The 26,192-nt window shown below is 36.4% G+C and carries 17 protein-coding genes and 2 riboswitches; of the genes, 16 read left to right on the top strand and 1 reads right to left on the bottom strand.

Going from position 1 to position 26,192, the window contains the following annotated elements:
- The first annotated feature begins 70 nt into the window (after positions 1–70).
- The 10 genes from LY60_RS07380 to LY60_RS18170 all read left to right on the top strand — a co-directional run bounded on the left by LY60_RS07380 (position 71) and on the right by LY60_RS18170 (position 18,701).
- Positions 71–724 (top strand): hypothetical protein, encoded by a 654-nt coding sequence (locus tag LY60_RS07380; protein WP_145082002.1) that lies wholly within the window; start codon positions 71–73, stop codon positions 722–724.
- Positions 627–2,453 (top strand): ASKHA domain-containing protein, encoded by a 1,827-nt coding sequence (locus tag LY60_RS07375; protein ID WP_145082000.1) that lies wholly within the window; start codon positions 627–629, stop codon positions 2,451–2,453. The genes LY60_RS07380 and LY60_RS07375 overlap by 98 nt, the downstream gene beginning before the upstream one ends.
- Before the next feature lie 203 nt (positions 2,454–2,656).
- Positions 2,657–5,011, top strand: a complete 2,355-nt coding sequence (gene nrdJ / locus LY60_RS07370; RefSeq protein WP_145081998.1) for a ribonucleoside-triphosphate reductase, adenosylcobalamin-dependent — start codon at positions 2,657–2,659, stop codon at positions 5,009–5,011.
- 266 nt (positions 5,012–5,277) lie between these two features.
- Positions 5,278–7,128 carry an excinuclease ABC subunit UvrC gene (gene uvrC, locus LY60_RS07365; RefSeq protein ID WP_145081996.1) on the top strand — a complete coding sequence of 617 codons (1,851 nt, stop codon included), beginning with the start codon at positions 5,278–5,280 and terminating at the stop codon, positions 7,126–7,128.
- Between the two features lie 49 nt (positions 7,129–7,177).
- A complete protein-coding gene (gene hprK / locus LY60_RS07360) occupies positions 7,178–8,089 on the top strand; it encodes an HPr(Ser) kinase/phosphatase (protein ID WP_019230187.1) in 912 nt (303 codons plus the stop codon).
- A gap of 352 nt (positions 8,090–8,441) precedes the next feature.
- Complete coding sequence (gene nifJ, locus LY60_RS07355; RefSeq protein ID WP_145081994.1) at positions 8,442–11,999, top strand: pyruvate:ferredoxin (flavodoxin) oxidoreductase; 3,558 nt, start codon at positions 8,442–8,444, stop codon at positions 11,997–11,999.
- A 217-nt stretch (positions 12,000–12,216) separates the two neighbouring features.
- Positions 12,217–12,876, top strand: coding sequence for a hypothetical protein (locus tag LY60_RS07350; RefSeq protein ID WP_145081993.1), 660 nt, complete (start codon positions 12,217–12,219; stop codon positions 12,874–12,876).
- A 174-nt stretch (positions 12,877–13,050) separates the two neighbouring features.
- Complete coding sequence (locus LY60_RS07345; protein WP_145081991.1) at positions 13,051–15,411, top strand: hypothetical protein; 2,361 nt, start codon at positions 13,051–13,053, stop codon at positions 15,409–15,411.
- Positions 15,412–15,697: 286 nt separating this feature from the next.
- The gene (locus tag LY60_RS07340; protein ID WP_145081989.1) at positions 15,698–17,038 is read left to right on the top strand and encodes a S8 family peptidase; all 1,341 of its coding nucleotides are present in this window, start codon (positions 15,698–15,700) and stop codon (positions 17,036–17,038) included.
- Between the two features lie 247 nt (positions 17,039–17,285).
- The gene (locus LY60_RS18170; protein ID WP_246145392.1) at positions 17,286–18,701 is read left to right on the top strand and encodes a stalk domain-containing protein; all 1,416 of its coding nucleotides are present in this window, start codon (positions 17,286–17,288) and stop codon (positions 18,699–18,701) included.
- 199 nt (positions 18,702–18,900) lie between these two features.
- On the opposite strand, the gene LY60_RS07330 is transcribed toward LY60_RS18170, so the two are convergent.
- Positions 18,901–20,289 (bottom strand): alanine/glycine:cation symporter family protein, encoded by a 1,389-nt coding sequence (locus tag LY60_RS07330; protein WP_145081987.1) that lies wholly within the window; start codon positions 20,287–20,289, stop codon positions 18,901–18,903.
- 97 nt (positions 20,290–20,386) lie between these two features.
- Positions 20,387–20,464: riboswitch (glycine riboswitch) on the bottom strand.
- A 1-nt stretch (position 20,465) separates the two neighbouring features.
- Positions 20,466–20,541: riboswitch (glycine riboswitch) on the bottom strand.
- A gap of 207 nt (positions 20,542–20,748) precedes the next feature.
- Here LY60_RS07330 and LY60_RS07325 point away from each other — a divergent pair.
- The 6 genes from LY60_RS07325 to LY60_RS07300 all read left to right on the top strand — a co-directional run bounded on the left by LY60_RS07325 (position 20,749) and on the right by LY60_RS07300 (position 26,127).
- Positions 20,749–21,453, top strand: a complete 705-nt coding sequence (locus LY60_RS07325) for a FadR/GntR family transcriptional regulator (protein WP_145081985.1) — start codon at positions 20,749–20,751, stop codon at positions 21,451–21,453.
- A 206-nt stretch (positions 21,454–21,659) separates the two neighbouring features.
- Positions 21,660–22,448 (top strand): electron transfer flavoprotein subunit beta/FixA family protein, encoded by a 789-nt coding sequence (locus tag LY60_RS07320; protein ID WP_145081983.1) that lies wholly within the window; start codon positions 21,660–21,662, stop codon positions 22,446–22,448.
- A gap of 9 nt (positions 22,449–22,457) precedes the next feature.
- Positions 22,458–23,648, top strand: coding sequence for an electron transfer flavoprotein subunit alpha (locus LY60_RS07315; protein ID WP_145081981.1), 1,191 nt, complete (start codon positions 22,458–22,460; stop codon positions 23,646–23,648).
- A gap of 1 nt (position 23,649) precedes the next feature.
- Positions 23,650–25,053 (top strand): FAD-binding oxidoreductase, encoded by a 1,404-nt coding sequence (locus tag LY60_RS07310; protein ID WP_145081979.1) that lies wholly within the window; start codon positions 23,650–23,652, stop codon positions 25,051–25,053.
- Positions 25,054–25,078: 25 nt separating this feature from the next.
- The gene (locus tag LY60_RS07305; RefSeq protein ID WP_145081977.1) at positions 25,079–25,438 is read left to right on the top strand and encodes a CidA/LrgA family protein; all 360 of its coding nucleotides are present in this window, start codon (positions 25,079–25,081) and stop codon (positions 25,436–25,438) included.
- Positions 25,435–26,127, top strand: coding sequence for an LrgB family protein (locus tag LY60_RS07300; RefSeq protein ID WP_145081975.1), 693 nt, complete (start codon positions 25,435–25,437; stop codon positions 26,125–26,127). Before LY60_RS07305 ends, LY60_RS07300 begins: the two co-directional genes overlap by 4 nt.
- Positions 26,128–26,192 lie beyond the last annotated feature (65 nt).

Raw genomic sequence — 26,192 nt, 5'->3', positions numbered from 1 at the left:
GGGTTATTTTTTATGGACTTAAAATAAATTTATCATTATAATATAATAAAAAGAAAAAGCAGGAAGAAAAATGCCATCATACAAATTAATGCCCCATATAAATAATGAAAGTCTTTTCAAAAAACTTCATATAAAAGAAGGTACTGAAGTCTTTGACAGCGCCAACAAAATAATTGATGAAATAAAGGAATTCATCATAAAAAATATGAGTATATCAGCATATTTTGCAAAAGCACATATTAATTTAATCGGACTCTATGAAGGAGCTGATAAAGACTGTATCATCTGCCTTGTATCATCAAAGGATGACATAGGTGATTTTTCCCGGGAAATGATAAATAGCGGAAATTACCTGAAAGGATACCTTTTGTACGAGGCTGCGAACCATGCGCTGTTTGAAGCTTCGGACAGATTCAGCAAGTTCGTGAGGCAAGAAGAGCTTAAAAATGGACGTAAACTCAGCAGAAGATATTTTGCCGGTGATGGAGACATTGATTTAAACATGCAGAAGGAAATTATGGGAATGTTAAAAGAAAAGGAAGATGTTGAGGCATACATTAATGAAAGAAATGTGCTTTTTCCTGAAAGATCCCTTCTATATGTGTTTGTAGCAGAAGAAGCGGAAGATGGCTGCTGTATTAATCAGGATGAAGAGAATGAATGTGAGCGATGCAAAAATTATAATTGCCGGTACAGGGATGAAAATGAAAAAATACCATGTTAATTTTATAAATCAAAATATTGTATTGGAAGCAGAAGAAAATTCAACTGTTGCTGAAATTTGCGAACAAGCAGGATTTCCACTGGATCTTGTGTGCAGCGGAAAAGGAACATGCGGCAAATGCAGGGTTGAAATAGAAGAAAATGGGAAAAAGGAAGTTGTTCTTGCATGTCAGGCCAGACTTTCCGGACCCATTAACATTTACATAGGAGAAAATGACTATTCCAAAAAACATCAGATACTGGAATGCATGGAAACAGAAGAAAAATTTAATTTTGATCCTGCTCTTAAAAAAACATACGTGGACATAAAGAATTTAAAGAAGCAGCAGGGAGAATTTTTAAGAGGCTGTGACCTCAAGACATTAAGAAAGTTCTCATCACTGATTAATGAAAAGGGAATAAAAGGTGTCACATTTGTCCTATATGAGGATAAAATCATTGATGTGCAAAAAAACAACACCACTGAATTTTTATATGGTGCAGCCGTTGATATTGGAACAACAACTGTGGTTATGTACATATATGACATGAACACAGGGAAATTAGTAAAATCATATTCAGGCAGCAACAGTCAGTCATCAGTGGGTGCTGATGTCATAAGCAGAATATTCAAAGGTTCAAGTAATGATGGAATAGAAGAGCTCAGCGGAAAAATTATAAATACTTTGAACAATTTGGCAGACAAAGCAAATATTGAAGTGCCATTTTTGGCTGATAACATGTATAATATTATTCTCTGCGGCAACAGCGCCATGCAGCATCTGTTTTTCAAATTAAGGCCTGACAGGTTGGGAATAAGCCCATTTACAAGCATTACCATGGATTTTGTTGAATGCTATGGTGAAGACATAGATTTAAATTGTCCGGACAGGTGTAAAATCATATTTCTTCCTCTTCTTGGAGGCTTTGTAGGCGGGGATACAACCGCTGTGCTTCTGGCTGCAGGAAATAAAGACAATTTCAAGCTTATAGTTGATCTCGGAACAAACGGAGAAATTGCAGCAGGCAGCAAGAAGGGCTACCTGGTTTCTTCCACTGCATGCGGTCCGGCTCTAGAGGGAGGAAACATTAAGTTTGGAATGAGAGGAACTGTTGGGGCTGTTGAACATTTTAAAATAGAAAATGATGAATGTTTGTTCAATGTAATCGGCGACGCTGAGCCTGATGGAATATGCGGCTCAGGCATAATAGACATAACTGCAGAAATGCTTCGAAACAACATAATAGACAATACCGGAAAAATGCTCACAAGCCATGAATACAAGGAATTAAACCCTGAGTCTTCTATTTTGGGAAAACTAAGAACAATTGACGGAGAAAACTGCTTCATAATTTACGAAAACAATGAAAAGAAAATATTCATAACTCAAAAAGATATAAGACAGGTTCAGCTTGCCAAAAGTTCCATATATTCAGGGTGTATGGCTGTATTGAAAACACTTGGAAAAAATCCGGAGGATGTGGATGAGGCAGTGGTTGCCGGAGCATTCGGAAGCTACATCAACATAAATAATGCGCTGTATATGGGGCTGCTGCCTCATGGACTTCCTGAGATAAAATTATTGGGAAACGGAGCAGGAAAGGGTGCTTCAATGTTTCTTCTTGATAGGAAAATGAGGAAAATATGCAATAATATAGCAGAGGGCACTTCACATTATGAATTGGCAGACGATAATTACTTTAGTGGGGAATATATAAAGAACATAAATTTTATCGGAGAAAATTGTTAAGATTTATTAAGAAATAGGAATTCCTTGAAATTTCAGTAAAGTAATTTTTAGCATTTTATATAAAATGTGGATATTTCAATATAAATATATTTTGTCAAAGAATACAGGATATACTATATATTGACACAGTCATAGCTTGATGCTACAATATGTAGTGTCATTAAAGATGCATTATAAAAGAACTATGGAGAAAGAGGGATTGTATGATAAAGATATTGAAAAGAACTGGAAACTTCGTTGACTTCAATGCCGATAAAATAACCAGCGCCATAATTAAGGCTATGAAGGAAACGAAGGACGGGGTGGATGAAGAACTGGCAAGAAAAATAAGCAGCAAAATTGAAAATGAAATTTTAAGCAAATCTTTCCCGATACCTGTTGAAATGGTACAGGACATGGTTGAAAATGAACTTATGGACAGCGAGAGAAAAGATGTTGCCAAAAAATACATATTGTACAGATATGAAAGAGACAAATCCAGAGATTCCCGCAAGAGAAAAGACTACAAACTTTTAAGTGAAGAATTTATAAGCCACTACAAGCATGTAGGTTCACCAATGAACCAATTAGGAAACTTTGTTTATTACAGAACATATTCAAGGTGGCTGCCTGAAGAAAGAAGAAGGGAATACTGGTGGGAGACTGTAAGACGTGCAGTTGAATATAACTGCAGCCTTGTACCGACTAAGAAGGAAGAAGCAGAGCAATTATACGATAATATATTCAACCTGAAGCAGTTCCTTTCAGGCAGGACATTCTGGGTGGGAGGAACTCCGGTTTCATACAATTACCCTATGGCAAATTTCAATTGTGCATTTGAAATAATAAATGATTTCCATGCTTTCAGAGATTTGTTCTACCTGCTGATGATAGGTTCAGGGGTTGGAGTAAGAATATTGAAAAAGGACGTTGAAGAACTTCCTAAAATAAGATCAAACTACAAAATCATGCATGAAGATTACTCTCCTGTAGAAAAATCAAAAAGAGAAGATAACACAGGCGTTGAATTCACTCAGAACAACTCTGTAAAAATAATAGTTGGAGACAGCAAGGAAGGCTGGGTTCAGGCTCTTGACCATTACTTGAGCTTCATCACAAGCAGTGAATACAGAAACATATCAACAATTATAATCAATTACAACAATGTAAGACCAAAGGGAGAAGTTCTCAAGACTTTCGGAGGAACTGCCAGCGGCCATTCAAGCATGAAAAACATGTTTTCTAAAATAGACTCCGTAATTAAAAAGCGCGGAACAATTGAAGGCAAGGAAAGATTCAAGCTTAAGCCGATAGACTGCCTGGACATTGCGAACATAATAGGAGAAAATGTAGTTGTTGGAGGAGTGAGGAGAACAGCTGAAATAATGCTTATCGACTACGACGACACTGACTGCATCGAAGCAAAAAACAAGCTGTACAAACAAATAGACGGACAATGGATAGTTGATAAGGATATAATCCACCGCTCCATGAGCAATAATTCTATTTATTACAGGAAAAAACCTACACGTGAGCAGCTTAAGTGGCAGATTGAACAAATGCGCTATTCAGGCGAGCCTGGATGGGTCAATGAAGAAGCAGGGAACAAGAGAAGACCAAACATGAACGGAGTGAATCCATGCGGAGAAATTCTCCTTGATAACAAAGGTCTTTGCAACCTCACAACTATAAATGTATATGCATTTGTTGATGAAAATGGAAACCTTGATGAAAAAGGGCTGTTAAAAGCACAGAGACTTTCTGCAAGAGCAGCATACAGAATGACATGTGTTGAACTTGAACTTTCACAGTGGGACAGAGTTCAGCAAAGAGACAAGATAACAGGCTGTTCATTAACAGGATGGCAGGATATGGTCAATGCTGTAGGACTTGACAGAGAACAGCAGGCAGCACTTTTAAGAAAATTAAGAGATGCAGCCAAGGATGAATCTGAACGCTATGCAGGTGAGATAGGAGAGGGTGCTCCAATACTTGTTACAACAATCAAGCCTGAAGGAACATTGTCACAGCTTCCTGGAGTTTCAAGCGGTGTACATTATTCACATTCACCATACTTCTTAAGAAGAGTAAGAATCAACAGCCATGACCCATTGGTTAAGGTGTGTGAAGAGTTGGGATATCCGATTTATCCTGAAGTTGGTCAGGAAATGAAAACCTGCACCACAAAGGTTATCGAGTTTCCTGAAAAAGCTCCTGTGGGCAAGACAAAGTATGATGTTACGGCAATTGAACAGCTTGAAAACTACAAATTGTTCATGGAAAACTACGTTGACCACAACTGCTCCATAACAGTACATGTGAGAGACAAGGAATGGGATCAGGTAGAGCAGTGGGTATGGGACAACTGGGACGATGTGGTTGCACTTTCATTCCTTTCACTGGATGACAGCTTCTACCAGCTCATGCCCTACGAGTCAATCACAGAAGAAGAGTACAACAATAAACTGAAAGAAATGAAACCTTTCATACCATCTCTTTTGAGCACATATGAAGTGCAGGAAGAAGCTTTGGATGTTGGAAATGAAGGATGCGATTCAGGAATTTGTCCTATAAGATAATATTATTATATTGATAAAATGCAGCGATTTGTAAAAATCGCTGCATTTTGTACTTTGCTATGCATTTTTCACCTATGTCTTTTTTAAAATTTTTTTTATTTTGTTCATGTCTCAATAATTCTAAAAATAAAATACGTATTTTGTTTTATAAAATCATGTATAAAAATTTATAAAAACACAAAAAATTAATATAAATTTAATTTATAAATTATGTTAAAATTAAGGCAAAAGTGGTATAATATATGTATCAACTTTTGGGAGAAAACATGTTTGATATACAGGAAGAATTAAAAAAAGTGCCAGACAACCCTGGCGTCTACCACATGAAGAACCAATTCGGTGAAATAATCTACGTGGGTAAGGCAAAAAACCTTAAAAAAAGAGTTCGACAATATTTCCAATCTAAAAATCACAGCCCGAAAATTCAGGCAATGATAAATAACATTTCTGAATTTGAGTATATAATTACAGACAACGAAGTTGAAGCACTGATACTTGAAGCCAATTTAATAAAAAAGTACAGGCCCAGGTACAACACGCTCTTAAGAGATGACAAACAATATCCATATATTAAAATTTCAGCTCACGAAAAATATCCGCGCATTTACAAGGTAAGAGAAGTAAAAAAAGATGGAGCCAGGTATTTCGGACCATATCCAAGCGCTTATGCAGTCAATGAAATCATAGACATAATAGGAAGTCTATACAAGCTGAGAAAGTGTTCCTTAAAACTTGACGGAACCAAAAAAAATCAGAGGCCATGCCTGAACTATCATATTAATAGATGCACAGCTCCATGCATGGGAAACGTTAGCATAAAGGAATACAAGGAAGAAGTAACAAAAGCCATAAGCCTTCTGTCCGGCAGGGAAGATGAGCTTATCAGGGCTCTCAGAGAAAAAATGCTTGCAGCTTCAGAAAATATGGACTATGAACTTGCTGCAAAGTACAGGGATCAGATAAACGCTCTTGAACTCATTGCAGAAAAACAAAAAATTGTTTCTGCAAACTCAAGCATTGATCAGGATGTAATCGGAAGTGCAATGGGAATCGAAGAAGCGTGCATTCAGATTTTCTTTATAAGAAATGGAAAAATCATGGGAAGAGAGCATTATCTCCTCACAAACATAGAAAATGAAACTAGAGAGGAAATAATCAGCTCATTTTTAACGCAATTTTACACCGGAACCGTATATATCCCTAAAGAAATATATATTGAAGCCGAAATAGAAGATATGGACGTCCTAGAAAAACTTCTGTCTGAAAAAAGAGGAAACAAAGTCTCCATAAAAGTTCCTGCCAAAGGGGACAAGAGCATGCTCATAAAAATGATCAAGAAAAATGCTCTTGAAATTCTTGAAAAAGGAAGCCAGAGGATTAAGAAAAATCTGGATGAAAGCATGCAGGTAGTAGGAGAACTTAAAAACTTACTGGAACTCGATGAACTGCCTTTAAGAATTGAAGCATATGATATTTCAAACATTCAAGGGGTTGAGTCCGTAGGCTCAATGGTTGTTTTTGAAAGGGGAGTTCCAAGCAAGAGTAACTACAGGCGATTTAAGATAAAGACAGTGGAAGGCCCCAACGATTACAAAAGCATGGAGGAAGTTCTTGAAAGACGTATAAACAGAGGTTTGGACAACAGCGATGAAGTGAAGGGTTTCAATAAGATGCCGGATTTAATTCTCATTGATGGTGGAAAAGGTCAGACTAAGATAGCTGAGGATGTTATAGCCAACTATGGATTGAGAATTCCTGTTTGCGGAATGATCAAGGATGACAAGCACACAACCAGGGGCTTGATTTTCAACAACAGGGAAATTGAATTCAAAAAAACAGACCCTGTTTACAGGCTAATTTACAGAATACAGGAAGAAGCTCACAGATTTGCAATTGAATATCACAGAAATTTAAGAGATAAGACGTTATTCAGGTCCGAACTTGATAACATTGAAAATATCGGCGAAAAGAGAAAATTAAACCTGCTGAAAGAATTTGGCTCCGTTGATAATATAAGAAAAAAGAGTGTGGAAGAATTGTCTGCTGCACCTGGAATGAATATAAAGGCAGCAGAATCAGTTTTCAATTACTTCAACAAGCAGAAAACATTACAATGAAGAATGAAGAATATTTTCTTCACTCTTCATTATATAAAAGGTGGTAGTTATGCAGTACGTAAAACTTGAAGATTTAGTAAGCTATATAGGACTGGAGACAGTTTATTATCCGGAAGATGTTCAGTCGAGAATTTATACAGCAGAAATAATCAGGCCGGGCCTGCAGATTGCAGGTTATTTCGACTGGTTTTCTTTTGAGAGAGTCCAGGTTATGGGCAAGTCTGAAATGCTTTATATAAAGACATTGGATGAAGAAGTAAAAAGGCAGAGAATTGATAAATTTTTCAGCTTTCCAATACCTGCATTGATTGTTGCCAATGATATGGAAGTTGATGATGTTATTATTCACTATGCAAAAAAATACAAGAGACCGGTACTAAAATCCAGTGAAAAGACAGATAAGCTTGTAAATGTGATGATAAACTTCCTTGAGGAAGAACTTGCAGAGGAAACAATCATCCATGGAGTATGCCTTGAGGTGTTTGGAATAGGCGTATTAATAAAAGGAAAAAGCGGAATAGGAAAAAGCGAAACATCCCTTGAACTCATAAACAGAGGTCACAGACTGGTTGCTGATGATGCTGTAATAGTGAAGAAAGTTGACGGCGGGCTTAAGGCCACTTGCCCTGAACTCACCCAGCACCTGATGGAAATAAGGGGTATTGGAATACTTGACATCAAGCACTTGTTCGGTGTAGGGTCAATCAGGCTTGAGCAGTTCATTGAAATGGTAATTGAACTGGAGGAATGGGATGAAAACAAGGAATACGATCGTATAGGAGCTGACGAGGATTTCACTGAAATTCTTGGAATTAAGGTGCCTACAGTTGTTGTTCCCGTCAAGCCAGGAAGAAATATATCTGCAATAGTGGAAATTGCAGCAAAAAATTATAGACAAAAGCTTCTTGGGTACAATCCTCTTGAAACATACAACAAAAAATTCAGAAATCTTGCACGATAATAAATACAATTGCAAGACGGTATAAAAATGATCTCAGTCAGAATTTCAACGAAAAATGCTTTTGACATTATTTTATCATGCAATTTTACATAATTATCTTGCATAATAAATAAGTTTTTTATTTGTTAAAAGTTTTGTAAAACAAACGTGAAAACGATAAAAGCCTAATTAAATAAAAATAAACTGCGAGTTTTCACTTATATTATTAGCCAGTCTTTCAATATTAGCAAATATTGAAATATTTATGGTTGCAAATAAATAACCTTTAATATATAATCAATGTGGTATTGATTTTTATAAACAATATTTGGGTTACATTATATTATTAATTATTATATAGGAGGATATATTAATGTCAAAAGTTATGAAAACTATGGACGGAAATACAGCTGCTGCGTATGTCTCATATGCCTTTACTGATGTAGCTGCAATATTCCCAATAACACCTTCTTCACCAATGGCTGAACTTGCAGATGAATGGGCAGCTCATGGTCAGAAAAACATCTTCGGACAAACTGTCAAAGTTGTTGAAATGCAGTCAGAAGGTGGAGCTGCAGGTGCTGTACACGGTTCATTGCAGGCAGGTGCTTTAACAACTACATACACTGCATCACAGGGTTTGTTGTTAATGATACCAAACATGTATAAAATAGCAGGTGAATTATTGCCGGCAGTTTTCCATGTTAGTGCAAGAGCTCTTGCAGGACATGCTCTATCAATATTTGGAGATCATTCAGACGTAATGGCAGCAAGACAAACAGGATTTGCTCTTTTAGCTTCCAGCAGCGTTCAGGAAGCAATGGACTTAGGAGGAGTTGCTCACTTGGCTACTCTCAAAACAAGAGTTCCATTTGTACATTTCTTTGATGGTTTCAGAACTTCTCACGAAGTACAAAAAATTGAAACAATTGATTATGCTGACTTAGCTAAATTAGTAGACATGGATGCTGTAAATGAATTCAGAGCCAGAGCTTTAAATCCGGAACACCCAGTAACAAGAGGAACTGCTCAGAATCCTGATATATTCTTCCAAGCTAGAGAAGCATCAAACAAATTCTATGATGAAGTACCGGCAGTTGTTGCTGACTACATGACTGAAATTGAAAAAATAACTGGAAGAGAATACAAACCATTCAACTACTATGGAGCACCAGATGCTGAAAATATCATAGTTGCTATGGGTTCAGTAACAGAAACTGCAAAAGAAGTTATAGATAACTTAACTGCAAAGGGAGAAAAAGTTGGTATAGTAATAGTTCACCTGTACAGACCTTTCTCATCAAAATATTTCTTTGATGTAATGCCAAAGACTGTTAAGAAAATTGCAGTACTTGACAGATGCAAAGAACCAGGTTCAATTGGAGAACCATTGTACTTAGATGTTAAATCATTGTACTATGCACAGGAAAAACAGCCATTGATCGTTGGCGGAAGATACGGATTAGGTTCAAAAGACACTACTCCTGCTCAGATATTTGCTGTTTACAACAACTTGAAAGAAGATGCTCCTAAGAATGACTTCACAATAGGTATAGTTGATGACGTTACTTTCAAATCACTGGAAACTCCAGAGATAGTTAACACTTCAGCACCTGGAACAATCAGATGTAAATTCTGGGGTCTTGGTTCAGACGGAACAGTTGGAGCTAACAAAGACGCTATAAAAATTATCGGTGACCATACTAACATGTATGCTCAGGGATATTTCTCATATGACTCTAAAAAATCAGGCGGTGTTACTGTATCTCACTTAAGATTCGGTAAATCACCAATCAGATCAACATACTTAATAGATGAAGCTGACTTTGTTTCATTGTCACAGCAATCATATGTTGACAAATATGATGTGTTGACAGGACTTAAAAAAGGCGGCACATTCTTATTAAATACTCTTTGGTCAAAAGAAGAGTTAGAAGCTAATTTGCCTGCAAAATATAAAAAATATTTGGCACAAAAAGAAATTAACTTCTACACAATCAATGCAACAAAGATTGCTCAGGAACTGGGACTTGGAAACAGAACAAACATGATCATTCAGTCTGCATTCTTCAAACTGGCAGATGTTATTCCAGTTGATGAAGCAGTAGGATACTTAAATGGAGCTATTGTTAAATCTTATGGTAAAAAAGGTGAAGCAATAGTTAACATGAACAAAGAAGCAGTTCAAAAAGGTATCACTGAATTAGTTAAAATAGAAATACCTGCTGAATGGAAAGATGCAAAAGATGCAAACACAAACAGTGGACTTGCTGTACCATTTACAGAAGAAGAAAAACCAGATTTCATTAAAAATGTTGCTGACGTTATGAACAGACAAGAAGGTGACAGCCTTCCAGTAAGCACATTTGCAGGAATCGAAGACGGTACATTCCCAATGGGAACTTCAGCATACGAAAAAAGAGGTATTGCTGTAACTGTACCTAAATGGTTGCCTGAAAACTGTATTCAGTGTAATCAATGTGCATTTGTATGTCCTCATGCAGTAATCAGACCTACATTGCTTGATTCAGCTGAAAAATCAGCAGCTCCGGAAACTTTTGAAACTATAAAAGCAACTGGAAAAGGACTTGAAGGTCTTGAATACAGACTTGTTATAAGCCCATTGGATTGTACAGGATGCGGAAACTGTGCTGACATTTGTCCAGCTAAGACAAAAGCTCTTGTTATGACTCCTATCGCTGAAGAAGTTGAAGCAGGATTACCAAACTGGAAATATGCAATGGATGAAGTATCTATAAAAGATAACTTAATGGACAAAGTTTCTGTAAAAGGAAGCCAGTTCTGCAAACCATACTTCGAGTTCTCAGGTGCTTGCGCAGGCTGCGGAGAAACAGCTTATGTTAAGACTATTACTCAGTTGTACGGCGACAGAATGATGATAGCTAATGCTACAGGATGTTCATCAATTTGGGGAGCATCTGCACCAGCAACACCATACACTACAGACAAAAACGGAAGAGGTCCATCATGGGCTAACTCATTGTTCGAAGACAATGCTGAATTTGGTTTAGGTATGGCAACAGCTGTAAGACAAATGAGAGAATCAATTCAGATGTCAATGGAAGCATTGCTTGAAAAAGAAATTCCTGCTGAATTAAAAGCAGCATGCCAGGAATGGATAGCAGGAATAGATAACGCTGAAGCATCAAAAGTAGCTTCTGCTAAAGTTCTTGCAGCTGTAGAAGGATTTACACCATGCAAAGAATGTGAAGAAGCAGTTAAAAACATTATAGACAAGAAAGACTTCCTTGTTAAGAAATCACAGTGGATCATAGGCGGAGACGGCTGGGCATATGACATAGGATACGGCGGATTAGACCACGTATTGGCATCAGGCGAAGACGTAAATGTTCTTGTTCTTGATACAGAAGTTTACTCAAATACAGGCGGACAGTCTTCAAAATCTACTCCTACTGCTTCAGTTGCTAAATTTGCAGCTTCAGGTAAGAGAGTTAAGAAGAAAGACTTAGGTATGATCGCTTCAACTTACGGCTATGTATATGTAGCTCAGGTTGCTATAGGATCAGACAAGAACCAATTCCTTAAAGCTTTGAAAGAAGCAGAAAGCTACAACGGACCATCATTGATTATAGCTTATGCTCCATGTATCAACCACGGAATCAAAGCCGGAATGGGCAAGACTGTTGAAAGAGAAAAGAAAGCTGTTGATGCAGGATACTGGCATTTATACAGATTCAACCCACTTCTCAAGGAAGAAGGCAAGAACCCATTCATACTGGATTCTAAAGAGCCAAAGACTTCATTCAGAGAATTCCTTGAAGGCGAAGTAAGATATGTATCATTGAAAAACTCATTCCCAGAAATAGCTGAAGAATTATTTGCCAAAGCAGAAAAAGATGCTAAGGAAAGATATGACGGCTATGTAAGAATGGCTGAAATGAAATATTAATAAAAATATAGAACGGTTCTTTTAGAACCGTTCTTTTTTTGCTCTGGCTTAGACACTCATTTAATCAATCTTTATTATGAGTTGTTCCATATGCAGAGCTTGTAGGCAATTTTGAGATTGCAGACCGCAGAATCACTCTTTTCATATTTTCCATAATATGTTAAAATGAAATCGAGTTATAAAATAGGGCTATGTGTCTAGGGATATGGGGGAAGATATGACTAATGAATTTCTATTTATTATTGTATTTTTGTTGCTGATTGGTGTAAAAGAGATTGTTTGGACTCAGATTGGAAGGATAAAAAGAAAAGATTCAGAAATCATTGTTTTGAACAAAAAACTCAGCATATGGGGATTGCTTTACCTTCTGCTTCTAATTGTTTGGATTGTTTTAGCCACAAAAAATGTATTAAAGGTGTACAATCTGCTTAAATATGATTATGTAGACAGTATTTTTCAAATGTTCAACATACAATATATGGAGAAACTCATTGAAGGCTTCTATAAAAACAATGATTATGTCTGGTACTTCCAAACATATAACTATACGTCGAATTTTACCAGTGGACTGTTCTGGATGGCATTTTCGCTGAGCATGTCCATGACATTCTTATACAGAGGATCTGTAGGAACCATCATTTGCGAAGAAGGAATCACTGACAGCGGTAATTTTTACAAGTGGGAAAAGTTTAAAGGATACTATTGTTGCGGACCGTACAAGAAGACGGTTAGAGAAGGAACATATTACAAATTCATATTCAATCGTCCAACATTTTTTTCCAAGGATAACACATTGGTCTTGAATGTCAACAGTGAATACAAGGAAGCAGTTGAAAAAACAGTATCAATCAACGTGCAAAAAACTGAGGAGCAATAATAGAAGCAATTTCTTCGAAAATTGGCAATACCATTTATGGGTTTTAAAATTGTATATTTTAGAACTTTAATTATAATTTTGCTAGGAGGAGATGTTGGGATAATGAATAATATAAATGACAAACATTTTAGAATTAGAAGAGTAATAAAAAATAAATGTTTTCTTAAATTGAGTATGATTAGTTTACTTTTGATTTTTTTATTATGTTCATGCAACAAAGACGATAGTAATTTGTATGATGAAATTGATGCACTAAGCCAAAGTGATAATATCTCTGAAGAAGCATTAAGTAAGGTCCGAGATGAGGTTAAGGTTTTAACCGGGCTTGATGATGTTGAGGCTTCAGAGCTTTTTAGTATTGAAAATACATATTATATAAAGGTGAAAATACACGATTTAATGTTACATAATGATTATATTCAAGCAGGTGACGGTGAGTATACTGCTGTTACAAATTATACTGATAGATCGCTAAATAACATAGAAGAAAAAATCAACGGAGATGTTTATGAAGTATGGAGATATGAAAATGGTGATTTAAAAAGAATCCTTTATAACATGGAGGATGTTGTATATAGTCAGGATGATGATAAAATAATTATAGATGGAGCATATAATTCATACATTATAAAATTAGAATCTGACAATGAAGGGAAAGAGAAAATTTCATATGAATGCTATTATACGGATATATTAAACAGTGATAATGGAGATTTCACCTGCTATATAAATAATTTTTTCTCTATTTGTGTCGTTGATAATAAAGAAAATAAAATTATTCTAAATAAATACATAGATTTAGAACACGAATTTTCGAAAGAAGACTTCAAATTAGATAATAATAAAGTTCTTTTTCCTTCAATAATGTGGGTTATGGAAACAGGATGGATTAAGAACTCCAATATGGCATATTTCACATGCTATGACCTGTCAAATGTAATTTTTGTAATAGATATAGATAAAAAGATTTTATCACAGCCAAACTTCACTACCGGAGCAGGTTATGAGGGCTTTATTGATAAAGAAAACGGATACGTAATAACGGGTGACACGTACTATGCGCTGGATGTATACTCCTATATGATGGACCATCTGGAAAAGCAATATCATTACTATTATCTGATTAACTTATATACATCAGAAAAATTTGAAATCGCAAAATCAATAAGGACAAAAATTGAGCTTAGAAAAGAAGATGAAAAAACGATCAGCTATACAGCAAGTTCAGGCGAGAGGGTAAAAGTAGATATATCAGACATGATTGGAAAAGACAGCGCTTATACAAGAGAAGGCTACAAAGATACGCTTGTTTCTGAATTGAGCATTGATGAAGCCGATAATACAAAGCTTATTAAATTTAATGATATTGTTTATGCTGTTGTTGATGATGGCGAAAGTAAAAAACTGGTTCAATACACCCAAAATAACAAGGTAAATATTGTTGCAGATAAATTTGACGATATAAATTTCAGTGAGCTTGGTAAATACATAAGCCTGTACAATAAAAGCGGAAATCTTATTGTGCTTGACAGCAGCGGAAACAAATACTTTGAAGACAATGTATTTGACTATTTTTCAAATAATGATTATAACATAGAGCTTGGGGTAACAGTATGGGGTGAAAATAATGATAAGCTTTACATACTGACTAAAGAGGACGACAGACTGAGAAACATTTTTGAAGTAAATCTGGTATACAAATCAATCAGGGATTTGGCTTGCGATATTGACTGCAGATATGAGAATATTTATATAGATATACCAGGAGGCTTTACAGCGTACAGCACTTTTCCTGGCCCAATATTTTATACATATGATAAAGAAGTTAATGATGATGTGTGTTTATATGTAAAGTATTTTAATACCGGTGAAAAAGTAGAAATAGCACGTACAAAAGGTGAAAGCATACATTTCTATATATTTGACAATGAGCTTAATTATTATTGTATAGAAAATGATGATATTCAAGGTGTTTATGAACTTACTGCGGGCGGAATGGCCAACACATCACAGGAACAACAACTTTTATTAAATGGAATATCACTGACAAGGGATATTATAAGCAGTGTTTATAGAGGAGAAGAAAAATATACCTATGAAGTTTTATTATTTTCACTTGCTGGTAATGATGATGAATACAATTTGTATAAAGGATATTTTCCTTTTGACGAAAATAAGGGCTTTATATTTCCATTAGATAAATCAAACGAAGTATTGACTCAAGTTTTTGGTGAAAAGGAATACCCACCTCTTGAAGATGTTTTTGATTATGATGAAGAATCTGATATTTATTATAAAAATTTAGATTTTGGTTGGAACACTCCATACAGAGCAGAAAATGTGACGGCTAATGTAAGTGATGATAAATCAAAATTATATACAGAATTTGATCTGATAAATTTATGGTATGACGTAGAAGGAGATCCGGTTCCAACTTCAATTGCAAAATGTGAAATAACATATAGCATAAATAAAATCAATGATAAAACATATCTGCAATATGAAAATATGGAAATTTCAAAATTGGTTGATTAAGAAAAGGCAGGAACTGAAATTATGAAGCACTTTGAATTAAGTATTTAGGCCCCTCTTATAACAAACCAAAGAAAACACAAAATGAAAATAGAGAATAATTACAACAAAGCTATAACACTTATATTAAGGAGAATATTTTTCTGAAACAAAGAATTAGAAACAAAGTCAAACTCAAGTGTAAAAACAAACATAAAAGAATGTTATATACCTCATGAATATTACAATAAAATTGATCCAATAACCTCTATAAAGTGAAGTTTGGAATGGGAGGATAGGAGGTAAAACAATGAAACGATTAGTAATAATTTTATCTTTAATGCTTTTAATAGCTTGTAGTTCAGCCCATGATAATGATGAAAAAGAACATAAAGATGTATCATCAGAAACTCCTACAATAGATAACATACATACCGATAAAGATATAAAAATTATTGAAAATGAAACATTGGAAAAGATAACCAATGAATATATAACTTCTGAAGGTTATAGGGTAATAGAATACGAGGATGGATATACTACAACTTTTTCACCTGAAGGAGTTCTGGCTATTGTGAAAACACCTCAATCTGTTGATTTTACGAAGTATGATTATAATTTAGAAGAATTACCACAGGAAGAAGGAACTGAATTTTTCCATGATTTAAGGAGCAGAGATTTAACTAGAATTGATCTTTCTAATGAGCTTGATTACTTGTTGACTGCAGATTTTGATGATGACACGAAGTGGCCAAGCAGTGTGCCTAAAGAGTACGATATTGAAAAAATCAAAGAATATGGAATGGATCCAGGTTTAGGAATAAGGAAATTGCACGAGAAAGGGATTACTGGACAGGGAGTAGGTATTGCCATAATAGATCAATCTATTCTGGTAAATCACGTAGAATATAAGGATAGTATTAAATTATATGAGGAAATTCATATTAATTCAGATTCTGCTGCAATGCATGGACCTGCAGTGGTATCTATTGCAGTTGGCAAAAGTGTAGGTGTTGCTCCTGAAGCAGATTTATATTATATAGCTGAGACTCATGGAGTTTATATGGAAGATGGATTTGATTGGGATTTATACTGGATTGCAAAATCTATAGATAGGATAATAGAAATTAATGAAGCATTGCCTGTAGATAAAAAGATACGTGTAATTTCAATTTCTTTAGGAATAGATAACCCAGAGAGAAAAAATCTGGAGTTAGTTAAAGAGGCTATAAATAGAGCATCTAATGAGGGAATATATACTATTTCTGTTGGAAATAGTTTAATGGGAACTGGACGGAAACCTTTAGCTGATCCAAATGATTTAAGTTCCTATACAAAAGGGCATTTTTGGAGGGATTTTGACAATTATAGAATAAAAAGAAATATATTGGTACCTATGGATTCTAGGTATGTAGCTAGCCCTACAGGTAATGATAAATATGTGTTTTATTACTCAGGGGGTATGAGTTGGGTGGTACCATATACAGCTGGACTTTATGCTTTATGCAGTCAAGTCAATCCTAATATTACACCTAGTGAGTTTAATTCTGCCATATATAATACAGCTACTAAGGTGCATTTAGACGATACCAATGATGAGTATAACATATTAAATCCTGAAGGATTAATTAATAAAATTAAAGGTAAATAAACCAGAATCGATAAAGCACATTATTCATTTCTTAATAATAGACATATTTAAGCTTATTTTACAATAATAGCTGGCATATAGCTTCATAGATTATCGAAATTATAACATTTAAATCGCGTAGAGAACTCGTACTCACCTTTTAGTTGTAAAAAAATTATATTTATAGTAAAATAAGGTATACAAAATACGAGGGGGCAACAGGTATGGTGAAATGATATTCGCTATAATCTGATTGCAAGGAGGAGAAATGTTTAAAAGAACAATTTCATTGATGTTATCATTAGTTATGCTAATTTCTGTACTTACAGGATGCAGCACAAACGAACTGGGTTATCTCAGCTTGTCGAGAGAACTGGCGGCTTTGACTCAGTTTTCATTTGAAAATACAACAAACATTGAAGTTACTGAAGGTGTGGCAGGGGAAGACTACAATGCAGCAATTAATTTAAAGGGTAAGGCAAACATAGAAGACTTAAACTCAATTTACATGAATGTTGATGTAACATTCAGTTTAAATGGAGTAAAATCAACTGACCCAATCAATTTCATAATTGCTGACAATAACGCATATGTTTCAAAAAATCTGGTTTTGCAGTTAATTACATTTGATGAAATGTTAAATGGCGAAGCAACAGAAAGTGTGGAAGTTATAAATGATTTCTACAACAATGGACTAAAGGATGTGGAGTACATACTGCTTAGTGATTTAGACGAAATGGGCAGCATCGAATATGAAACAGATTACAAGGAAATGCAGGATGATGCAATTGACTATATCACAACAGCATTTAAGGGCTTTGATTCAAAACTCATAACTAAGATAAACGGAGGTTACTCCATTGAACTTACTTCACAGGGCGCTTTAGAATTTGTGGAAAGACTCATAACATATGTAAGCGAACATAGAGAACATGTGTTTGACGAAACAGTAAAGTATGTTGAAAATCTGTACAACAACACAGAATTTGAAGGAATGACTGCTGAGGACAAGGAAACATTAATAGCTGAATTAGAAGCAAGCAGACAGGATTTTTATGATTTCCTGGATGAAGCAGTTATGATACTTGAAACTGAAGAACTGGACTCCATTGAAGAGCTTGTGAGAGGAAGTAAACTTAAGCAGGCTATTGTCAAAACTGGAAGCTCATACAAAGAAAATTCATCTGCAGAAATTGTGTATGAAGGAATATCCATGGGAAAACTTTCAGCAGAAACTTTAGTAACACCTGAAAATGTTGAAAAAATTTCTGTTACAGAAAGTGTTATGACTATAGAAGATGCTGAAAGCCTATACGAGAAGACAGAAAACAAAATTAATCCGGCTCAGACAATGCAGCTAGTTTGGTATGCAGACGGTGAAGATCTTGATGTTGATATAACAAGAGAAAGCGGCAAGACAGATTGGAATACACAGCCATATACAATCATTGAAAACAGAGTTTACCTTCCTTTGAGATACATAGGCGAAACATTTGGAGAAGAAGTATATTGGGATAATGATGCAAGAAAAGCATATGTTATAAGAGGTAATGAAAAGATTGATATGACAGGTGTGATTGTTGATTCAAGAACTATGGTTAAAGTGAGAGACTTTGAAAAACTCGGATATAAAATAACTTATACTCTTGATGGTGATTTTTCCACTGCAGTAATTGAAAAATAAATTTGTTAATAAATATTAAAAGGACGGCATACGCCGTCCTTTAGTTTGATGACAAATTTTATATTTGGACGTTGTCATTCTGAGAGCTTGCTCGAAGAATCTCATGTTTTTCACCAAGGATGAGATCCTTCACTATCGTTCAGGATGACAGCGTCAGGGTTTGTCAATAGTCTAAGGACGGCTTGTGCCGTCCTTTAATTTAATTTTCTTCATTTACAGTCTTGCTTTTCCATGATATTTTTGATTCGCTTTTCAGTCCCTCAAAATACAGTCTTGTTTCAGATTCAATAACTCCCCTGAGTCCAATGAGAGCTATGAGGTTTGGTATTGCCATGAGTCCGTTTACAATGTCTGCAAGAATCCATATCACATCAAGCTTGAGGAATGATCCTGCCCCTACAAGTACAATGAAAATCAATCTGTATAATTTGATTGCCTTAACTCCAAACAGATATTCCGTACATCTCTCACCATAGTAGTTCCAGCCGAGAATTGTTGTAAAGGAAAAGAATATCAATCCTACAGTAACAATATATGGTCCGATTACAGGCAGCCCCTGGTTGAAGGCTTCATTTGTCATGCTTGCACCTTGGAGACTTCCGTTCCATACACCTGTCATAATAAGCATCAAACCCGTCATGGTGCATATAATTATTGTATCAAAAAATGTGCCTGTCATTGAAATAAGTCCTTGTTTTACGCATGAATTAGTTTTGGCAGCAGCAGTTGCAATTGGTGCACTTCCAAGGCCTGATTCATTTGAGAAAACACCTCTGGCAACGCCGTTTCGCATGGCATACATGACGCTTGCTCCTAAAAATCCGCCGGTTGCAGCAGTTGGAGTAAATGCGCTTTTAATTACCAACAAAAATGTCTGTGGAATAAGCTGAATGTTTGATATCATTATGAACAATGCTCCCAGCACATAAAAAACAGCCATAAAAGGAACAATGATTTCTGAAATTTTAGCAATGCTTTTGATTCCTCCCAATGTTACAAGTGCAACTATTGCGGTTATCACTATGGAAGTCGCAAGTACTGGAATGTTGAAAGTAATTTTTACGGCATCTGTAATTGCATTAATTTGTGGAAATGTTCCTATGCCAAAGAAGGCAACTCCTACGCCGAAGGCAGCAAACATTTTTGCAAGGACTTTGTTCCCAAGTCCTCTTTCAATATAGTACATAGGTCCTCCGGACATTTGTCCGTTTTCATCAACAACCCTGTACTTTACGGAAAGAAGGCATTCGCCGTACTTGGTAGCCATGCCGAAGAAAGCTGCAACCCACATCCAGAACAAGGCTCCAGGTCCTCCTGCCTTGATGGCGGTGGCAACACCTACAATGTTTCCTGTTCCGATTGTAGCCGCTAATGCTGTGCAAAGTGCACCGAAGCTTGAAACATCACCTTGTGCATTGCTATCAGTGTCTTTGGAAAAAACCAGTTTCAATGCCAGGGGAAGCTTGAAAACCTGAATGAGTCCGAGTTTGAATGTAAGGTAGATTCCTGTTCCCACCAGCAGCATCAGCAGTGGCGGTCCCCATATAAAGGAATCGGCCTTTTCTAAAAATAATGTTACGTTTTGCATTTTGTACCTCCCTAAATTTTATAGTGCGTTTAAGGAAGCCTCTTAAAAGACAAAAAGCCAGATCAAAAAAAGACCCGGCCTCAAAAAATTACAGCATAGCTCTGTCCTTTTACCTGAGAGATTGACCGTGTAACCGGCTTGCTCCTTCGGTGCTCATTTGAGGCTCTCCAGAGTTTCGTCCGATAATGGTCCTTTTGCCTGAAAGTGTAACTCCTTCGGCGGATCATATGATCTCTCTCCCACTATCTTCATCCGAAATATTTAATTTTATCACTGGGCATGATTATAGCATGTAATAGGAAAAAACAAAAGGGAAAAATTTAAATACGACATATCATAATTATGAAAACGGTTATCAACAAGTTTTCGTCAGCAATGTATGCTGTATAACAAAATACTTACTATTTCCAGATAATATGCTATAATGATATAAACTAAAATATATTGTCAGGTGGTTTTATGGAAGAAAAAGCATTGCAGAAAAAATCCTATACAAAAGTTATAGATTATATTAAAAAACAAATTGTAAACGGAGATTTAATAACAGGAGGAAAACTTCCATCAGAACGAGAATTGTCTGATATTCTGGGTGTAAGCAGGAACTCTGTCAGGGAAGCCATCAGGATGCTTGATTTCATGGGTATTATTTCTAGCCAGCAGGGAGCAGGAAATTATCTTACAGGCAATTTTGAAAACAATCTTGTGGAATCCATGTCCATGATGTTTATGCTTAATCAGATAACTTACCAGCAAATAAGCCAGCTGAGGCGTGCACTGGAACTTGAGGCGCTGATGATTGCCATTGACAATGTAACAGATAAAGAAATTGAACAGTTTGAAAATATAATTTCCCAGCTTGAAAATCAAACAGAAGAATATAATGTAATTCTAGATAAGCAGCTTCACTACAACATTGCAGCAGCTTCCAGAAATACTTTGATAATAAATATACTAAGAGCTCTTTCAGAAGTGATGGATAAGTTCATAGCTGACCTGAGGAAGGAAATATTAAACTCTGAAGCCAGTAAAGATTACCTTCACGATGCACATGACAAAATGGTGAAGAGCCTTATAATCAAGGACAAAGCTCTTGCTTTTTCTGCAATAAACAAACACTTTGACCTTATTGACGAAGAGTTGGATAGAATGACAAAAAACATATAAATAGAAAGCAAAAAAGAATTTTTAAAATATCAATGTTAAAAAAGTGACTATTGTTGACAATGATAACATTTGCATATATACTTAATAAAGTAAGTGGTACTACCAGTTGAAAATGCGCAGGCATTTTTATTTTTATCAGAAGTGGTACTACCAGTAGTGAAAACGAAATTATAGTTAATGTATTCAGAAAGGGAAAAGGTAAACATATGAACATTTTGGTTTGCATCAAACAAGTTCCTGAAACAAACAAAGTTGAAGTAGATCCTGTTACAGGAGTGTTGAAAAGAAACGGCGTAGATTCAAAAATGAATCCATACGACTTGTATGCCATTGAAACGGCATTGAGAGTGAGAGAAAAAACAGGCGGAACCATTACTGTTATAACCATGGGACCACCACAGGCGGCAGGAGTAATAAGAGAAGCATTTGCCATGGGAGCAGATGAAGGTGTGCTCATTTCCGACAGAAAATTCGGCGGAGCTGACGTTCTTGCAACAAGCTACACACTTGCTCAGGGAATAAAGAAAACAGGAGACTTCGAACTCATTCTCTGCGGAAAGCAGACTACTGACGGAGATACTGCCCAGGTTGGACCTGAAGTTTCTGAATGGCTGAACATACCAAGTGTTTCAAATGTGTGCAAAATTATAGACATAGAAGAAAATTCCATTTCAGTAGAAATGGATATGACAGATGACATAGAAATTGCCAAGGTTGAATATCCATGCCTCCTGGCTGTTGACAAGGATATTTTTATGCCGAGACTTCCTTCCTACACAAGAAAAATTAACACAAAGGACAAACAAATTACAGTCATGAGCCTTGATGACATGGAAGACAAGGATGAAAAACACTATGGACTCAATGGTTCTCCAACGCAGGTTCAGCGCATATTTCCTCCTTCTGTGAACGCTCACAGGGAAATGTGGGCAGGATCAAACTCAGAGCTTACAACTCAGCTGTTAAATAAATTGAAAGAAATGAAATTCGCATAGGAGGCAATCATGGCAAAATTAGTTGTTAATCAGTCAAAAGTCGGCAACATGCAGGAACTCATAAGCATATGTCCCTTTGGAGCTCTTGAAGAAATAAACGGTGAACTTCAGATAAACGCTGCGTGCAAAATGTGCAAGCTTTGTGTTAAGAAGGGACCTGCAGGAGCAATAGAATATGTGGAAGAAACAAAGGAAGAAATAAACAAGAGTCTGTGGAAGGGAATTGCAGTGTATGTTGACCACATTGACGGAAACATTCATCCTGTTACTTATGAGCTCATAGGAAAAGCAAAGGAGCTTGCAGAAAAAATAAATCATCCTGTTTATGCAGTAATGGTGGGCAGCGGCATTTCAAAGCAATGTCATGAAATTCTTCATTACGGTGTTGACAAAGTGTTCGTATATGATGATGAAAAACTTGACAGATTTAAAATTGAACCATACACAGCAGTGTTTGAAGATTTTGTAAAAAGCATCATGCCAACTGCCATACTGGTTGGAGCAACACCAGTTGGAAGACAGCTGGCTCCAAGACTTGCTGCAAGACTGAAAACAGGTCTTACTGCTGACTGTACGAAACTTGAAATCAATGAAAATACAGATTTGGTGCAGATTCGTCCAGCCTTTGGCGGAAACATCATGGCACAGATACTCACCCCTAACAACAGACCTCAGATGGCTACTGTTAGATACAAGGTAATGGATGCACCTAAAAGAAATCAAGAGGAAGCAGGAGAAATAGTTAAGTGCAGCATTGAATCAGAAAAATTAAACTGCAAGGTTGAAGTAATAGACATAATACCAAAGGAAAAGGAACAGTTCATTGAAGCAGCTGATGTGTTGGTTGTTGCAGGAAGAGGAATAAAAAAAGAAGAAGACCTGGCAATGATAAAAGAACTTGCTGATTTATTGGGAGGACAGATGGCATGCACAAGACCTATGTCTGAAGCAGGATGGGTTGAAGCAAAACGCCAGGTGGGACTCAGCGGAAGAACAGTAAGACCAAAGCTCATAATAACCTGTGGAGTATCGGGAGCAATTCAGTTTGTTGCAGGCATGAACAATTCAGAACAGATAATTGCAATAAACAAAGATGAACATGCACCTATTTTCAAGACTGCCCATTACGGACTGGTAGGAGATTTGTATGAAATTATTCCTAACTTAATAGAACAAATAAAAGCAGGCAGGGAGGCATAAAATGGACTACAAAAAACTGGACAACGAAGATTTAAAATATATAATAGATTTAGTAAAAGATGCAGACAGAGTGCTTTACGGAGAAAATATAAACGAAGAGTACAGCCACGATGAACTGAGCGACACAACAAGCTATCCTGATGTTGTTGTAAAGGTAACTTCAACTGAGGAAGTTTCAGAAATAATGAAATATGCATATGAAAACAACATTCCTGTTACACCAAGGGGATCAGGAACAGGACTTGTGGGAGCTTCCGTTGCTATAGAGCATGGAATAATGATAGATACAAGTTTGATGAATCACTTTCTTGAGCTTGACGAAGAAAATCTTACTCTCACAGTAGAACCTGGCGTTTTGTTGATGGAAATTTCAGCTTATGTGGAAGAAAGAGATTTGTTCTATCCTCCAGATCCCGGCGAAAAGTCAGCAACCATCGGAGGAAACATCAGCACAAATGCAGGCGGAATGAGAGCCGTAAAATACGGTGTCACAAGAGATTATGTAAGAGGTCTTGAAGTTGTTCTTCCTGATGGCAGAATTGTTGAATTTGGCGGCAAAGTTGTAAAAAACAGCACAGGATATGCCATGAAAGATTTGATGGTTGGTTCTGAAGGCACTCTTGGTATAATCACCAAGGCGATTTTAAAGCTGATTCCCCTTCCCAAGAAGGCAATAAGCCTGTTGATTCCTTTCCCAACATTGGAGCAGGCAATAGGAACAGTTCCATTGATAGTAAAGTCAAAATCAATACCAACAGCAATTGAATTCATGCAAAGAGAAGTAATAATAGATGCTGAACAATATCTTGGGAAAAAATTTCCGGACAACAGTTCTGATGCATACCTGCTGTTGAAGTTTGACGGAAACTCAACAGAAGAAATTGAAAGAGCATATGACAGTGTTGCAAAAATCTGTCAGGAGCAGGGAGCCATAGATATTCTCATATCAGACACAACTGAAAGAGAAGAATCCATTTGGAAAGCAAGGGGAGCATTCCTTGAAGCAATCAAGGGTTCAACAACATACATGGACGAAGTGGACGTTGTAGTTCCAAGAAGCTCGGTTAATGAAATGGTTGAATATATCCACAACCTTTACAAGGAAGTGAATATCCGCATAAAAAGCTTTGGTCATGCCGGCGACGGAAATCTTCATGCATATGTGCTGAAGGATGATTTAAGCGAAGAAGAATGGGAAGAGAAAATGACACTGGCCATGGACAAAATATACAACAAGGCAAGGGAACTTGAAGGACAGGTTTCAGGAGAGCATGGAATAGGATACGCCAAGAAGTCATACCTTATGAAATCTCTTGACCCAGCCCATGTGGAGCTCATGCTGGGAATCAAAAAAGCATTTGACCCCAAAAATATTTTGAATCCGCACAAGGTCTGTCAACTATAATGAAATCAAATATTAAGAGGTAAAGATGAAATACATCTATCAGATAGTCATAATATTCATAATTACTTTTATAGGTGAAGTTTTATATAAATTTATACCGCTGCCCGTACCGGCAAGCATTTATGGGCTTGTTATAATGCTAGTATGTCTAAAAACAAAAATAATAAAGCTTGACCAGGTTAAGGGAGCAGGAGGCTTTCTCCTTGAAACCATGCCTATAATGTTCATTCCTGCTGCAGTTGGACTTATCACTGTCTGGAAAGATGTTATAAACATTATAGTGCCTATAACAATTATTGTTGTTTTGTCCACAGTGCTTGTAATAGCAGCAACAGGAAGGACAACACAGTTTATGCTGCAAAGGAACGGGGGGACGAAACAATGAAAGAGGTAATAGGAAATTCAGTATATTTTGGTGTAGCTCTCTGCCTTTTATCATACATTGCCGGCATATGGATTAAGAAAAAATTGAAGTGGGCCATATTAAATCCGCTTCTTGTGTCCATAGTAATTGTAATTGCCGTGCTATTGATATTCGACATCGATTATGAGAGCTTCAACAACGGGGGAAAGTACGTGAGTTATTTCCTGACTCCTGCAACGGTTTGTCTTGCAATACCTTTATATCAGCAGCTTGAACTGCTGAACAAAAACTTCAAGGCAATCATGGCAGGAATTTTAGCAGGAGTTTTTACAAGTCTTTTCACCATCCTGGTCATGTCGTTCCTGTTCAAGCTAAACCATGAACAATATGTTACCATTCTGCCGAAATCAATAACAACAGCAATTGGTATTGCAGTATCCACAGAGCTGGGCGGAATCAAGACAATAACTGTGGCAGCAATTGTTATGACTGGCATACTGGGAAATGTTATGGGTGAAGGATTGTGCAGGTTGTTTAAAATAACAGACCCAATAGCAGTGGGATTATCTTTTGGAACTTCTTCACATGCCATCGGTACTTCAAGGGCTCTGGAACTGGGAGAAATTCAGGGAGCCATGAGCAGTTTGTCAATTGCCATATCAGGACTGTTGACGGTAGTTCTGGCGCCAATCTTTGCAAGTTTTCTATAAAAAACAGAAAAGTTCTTATTAAATAAATTCTAGAGGCGGACCTTGTGTCCGCCCGCTTTGTTGAT

The sequence above is a fragment of the Sedimentibacter saalensis genome (assembly GCF_007830175.1).
Lineage (GTDB): Bacteria > Bacillota > Clostridia > Tissierellales > Sedimentibacteraceae > Sedimentibacter > Sedimentibacter saalensis.
The sequence above is the reverse complement of the archived record's forward strand: the minus strand, read 5'-3'. Positions and strand labels throughout refer to the sequence as shown.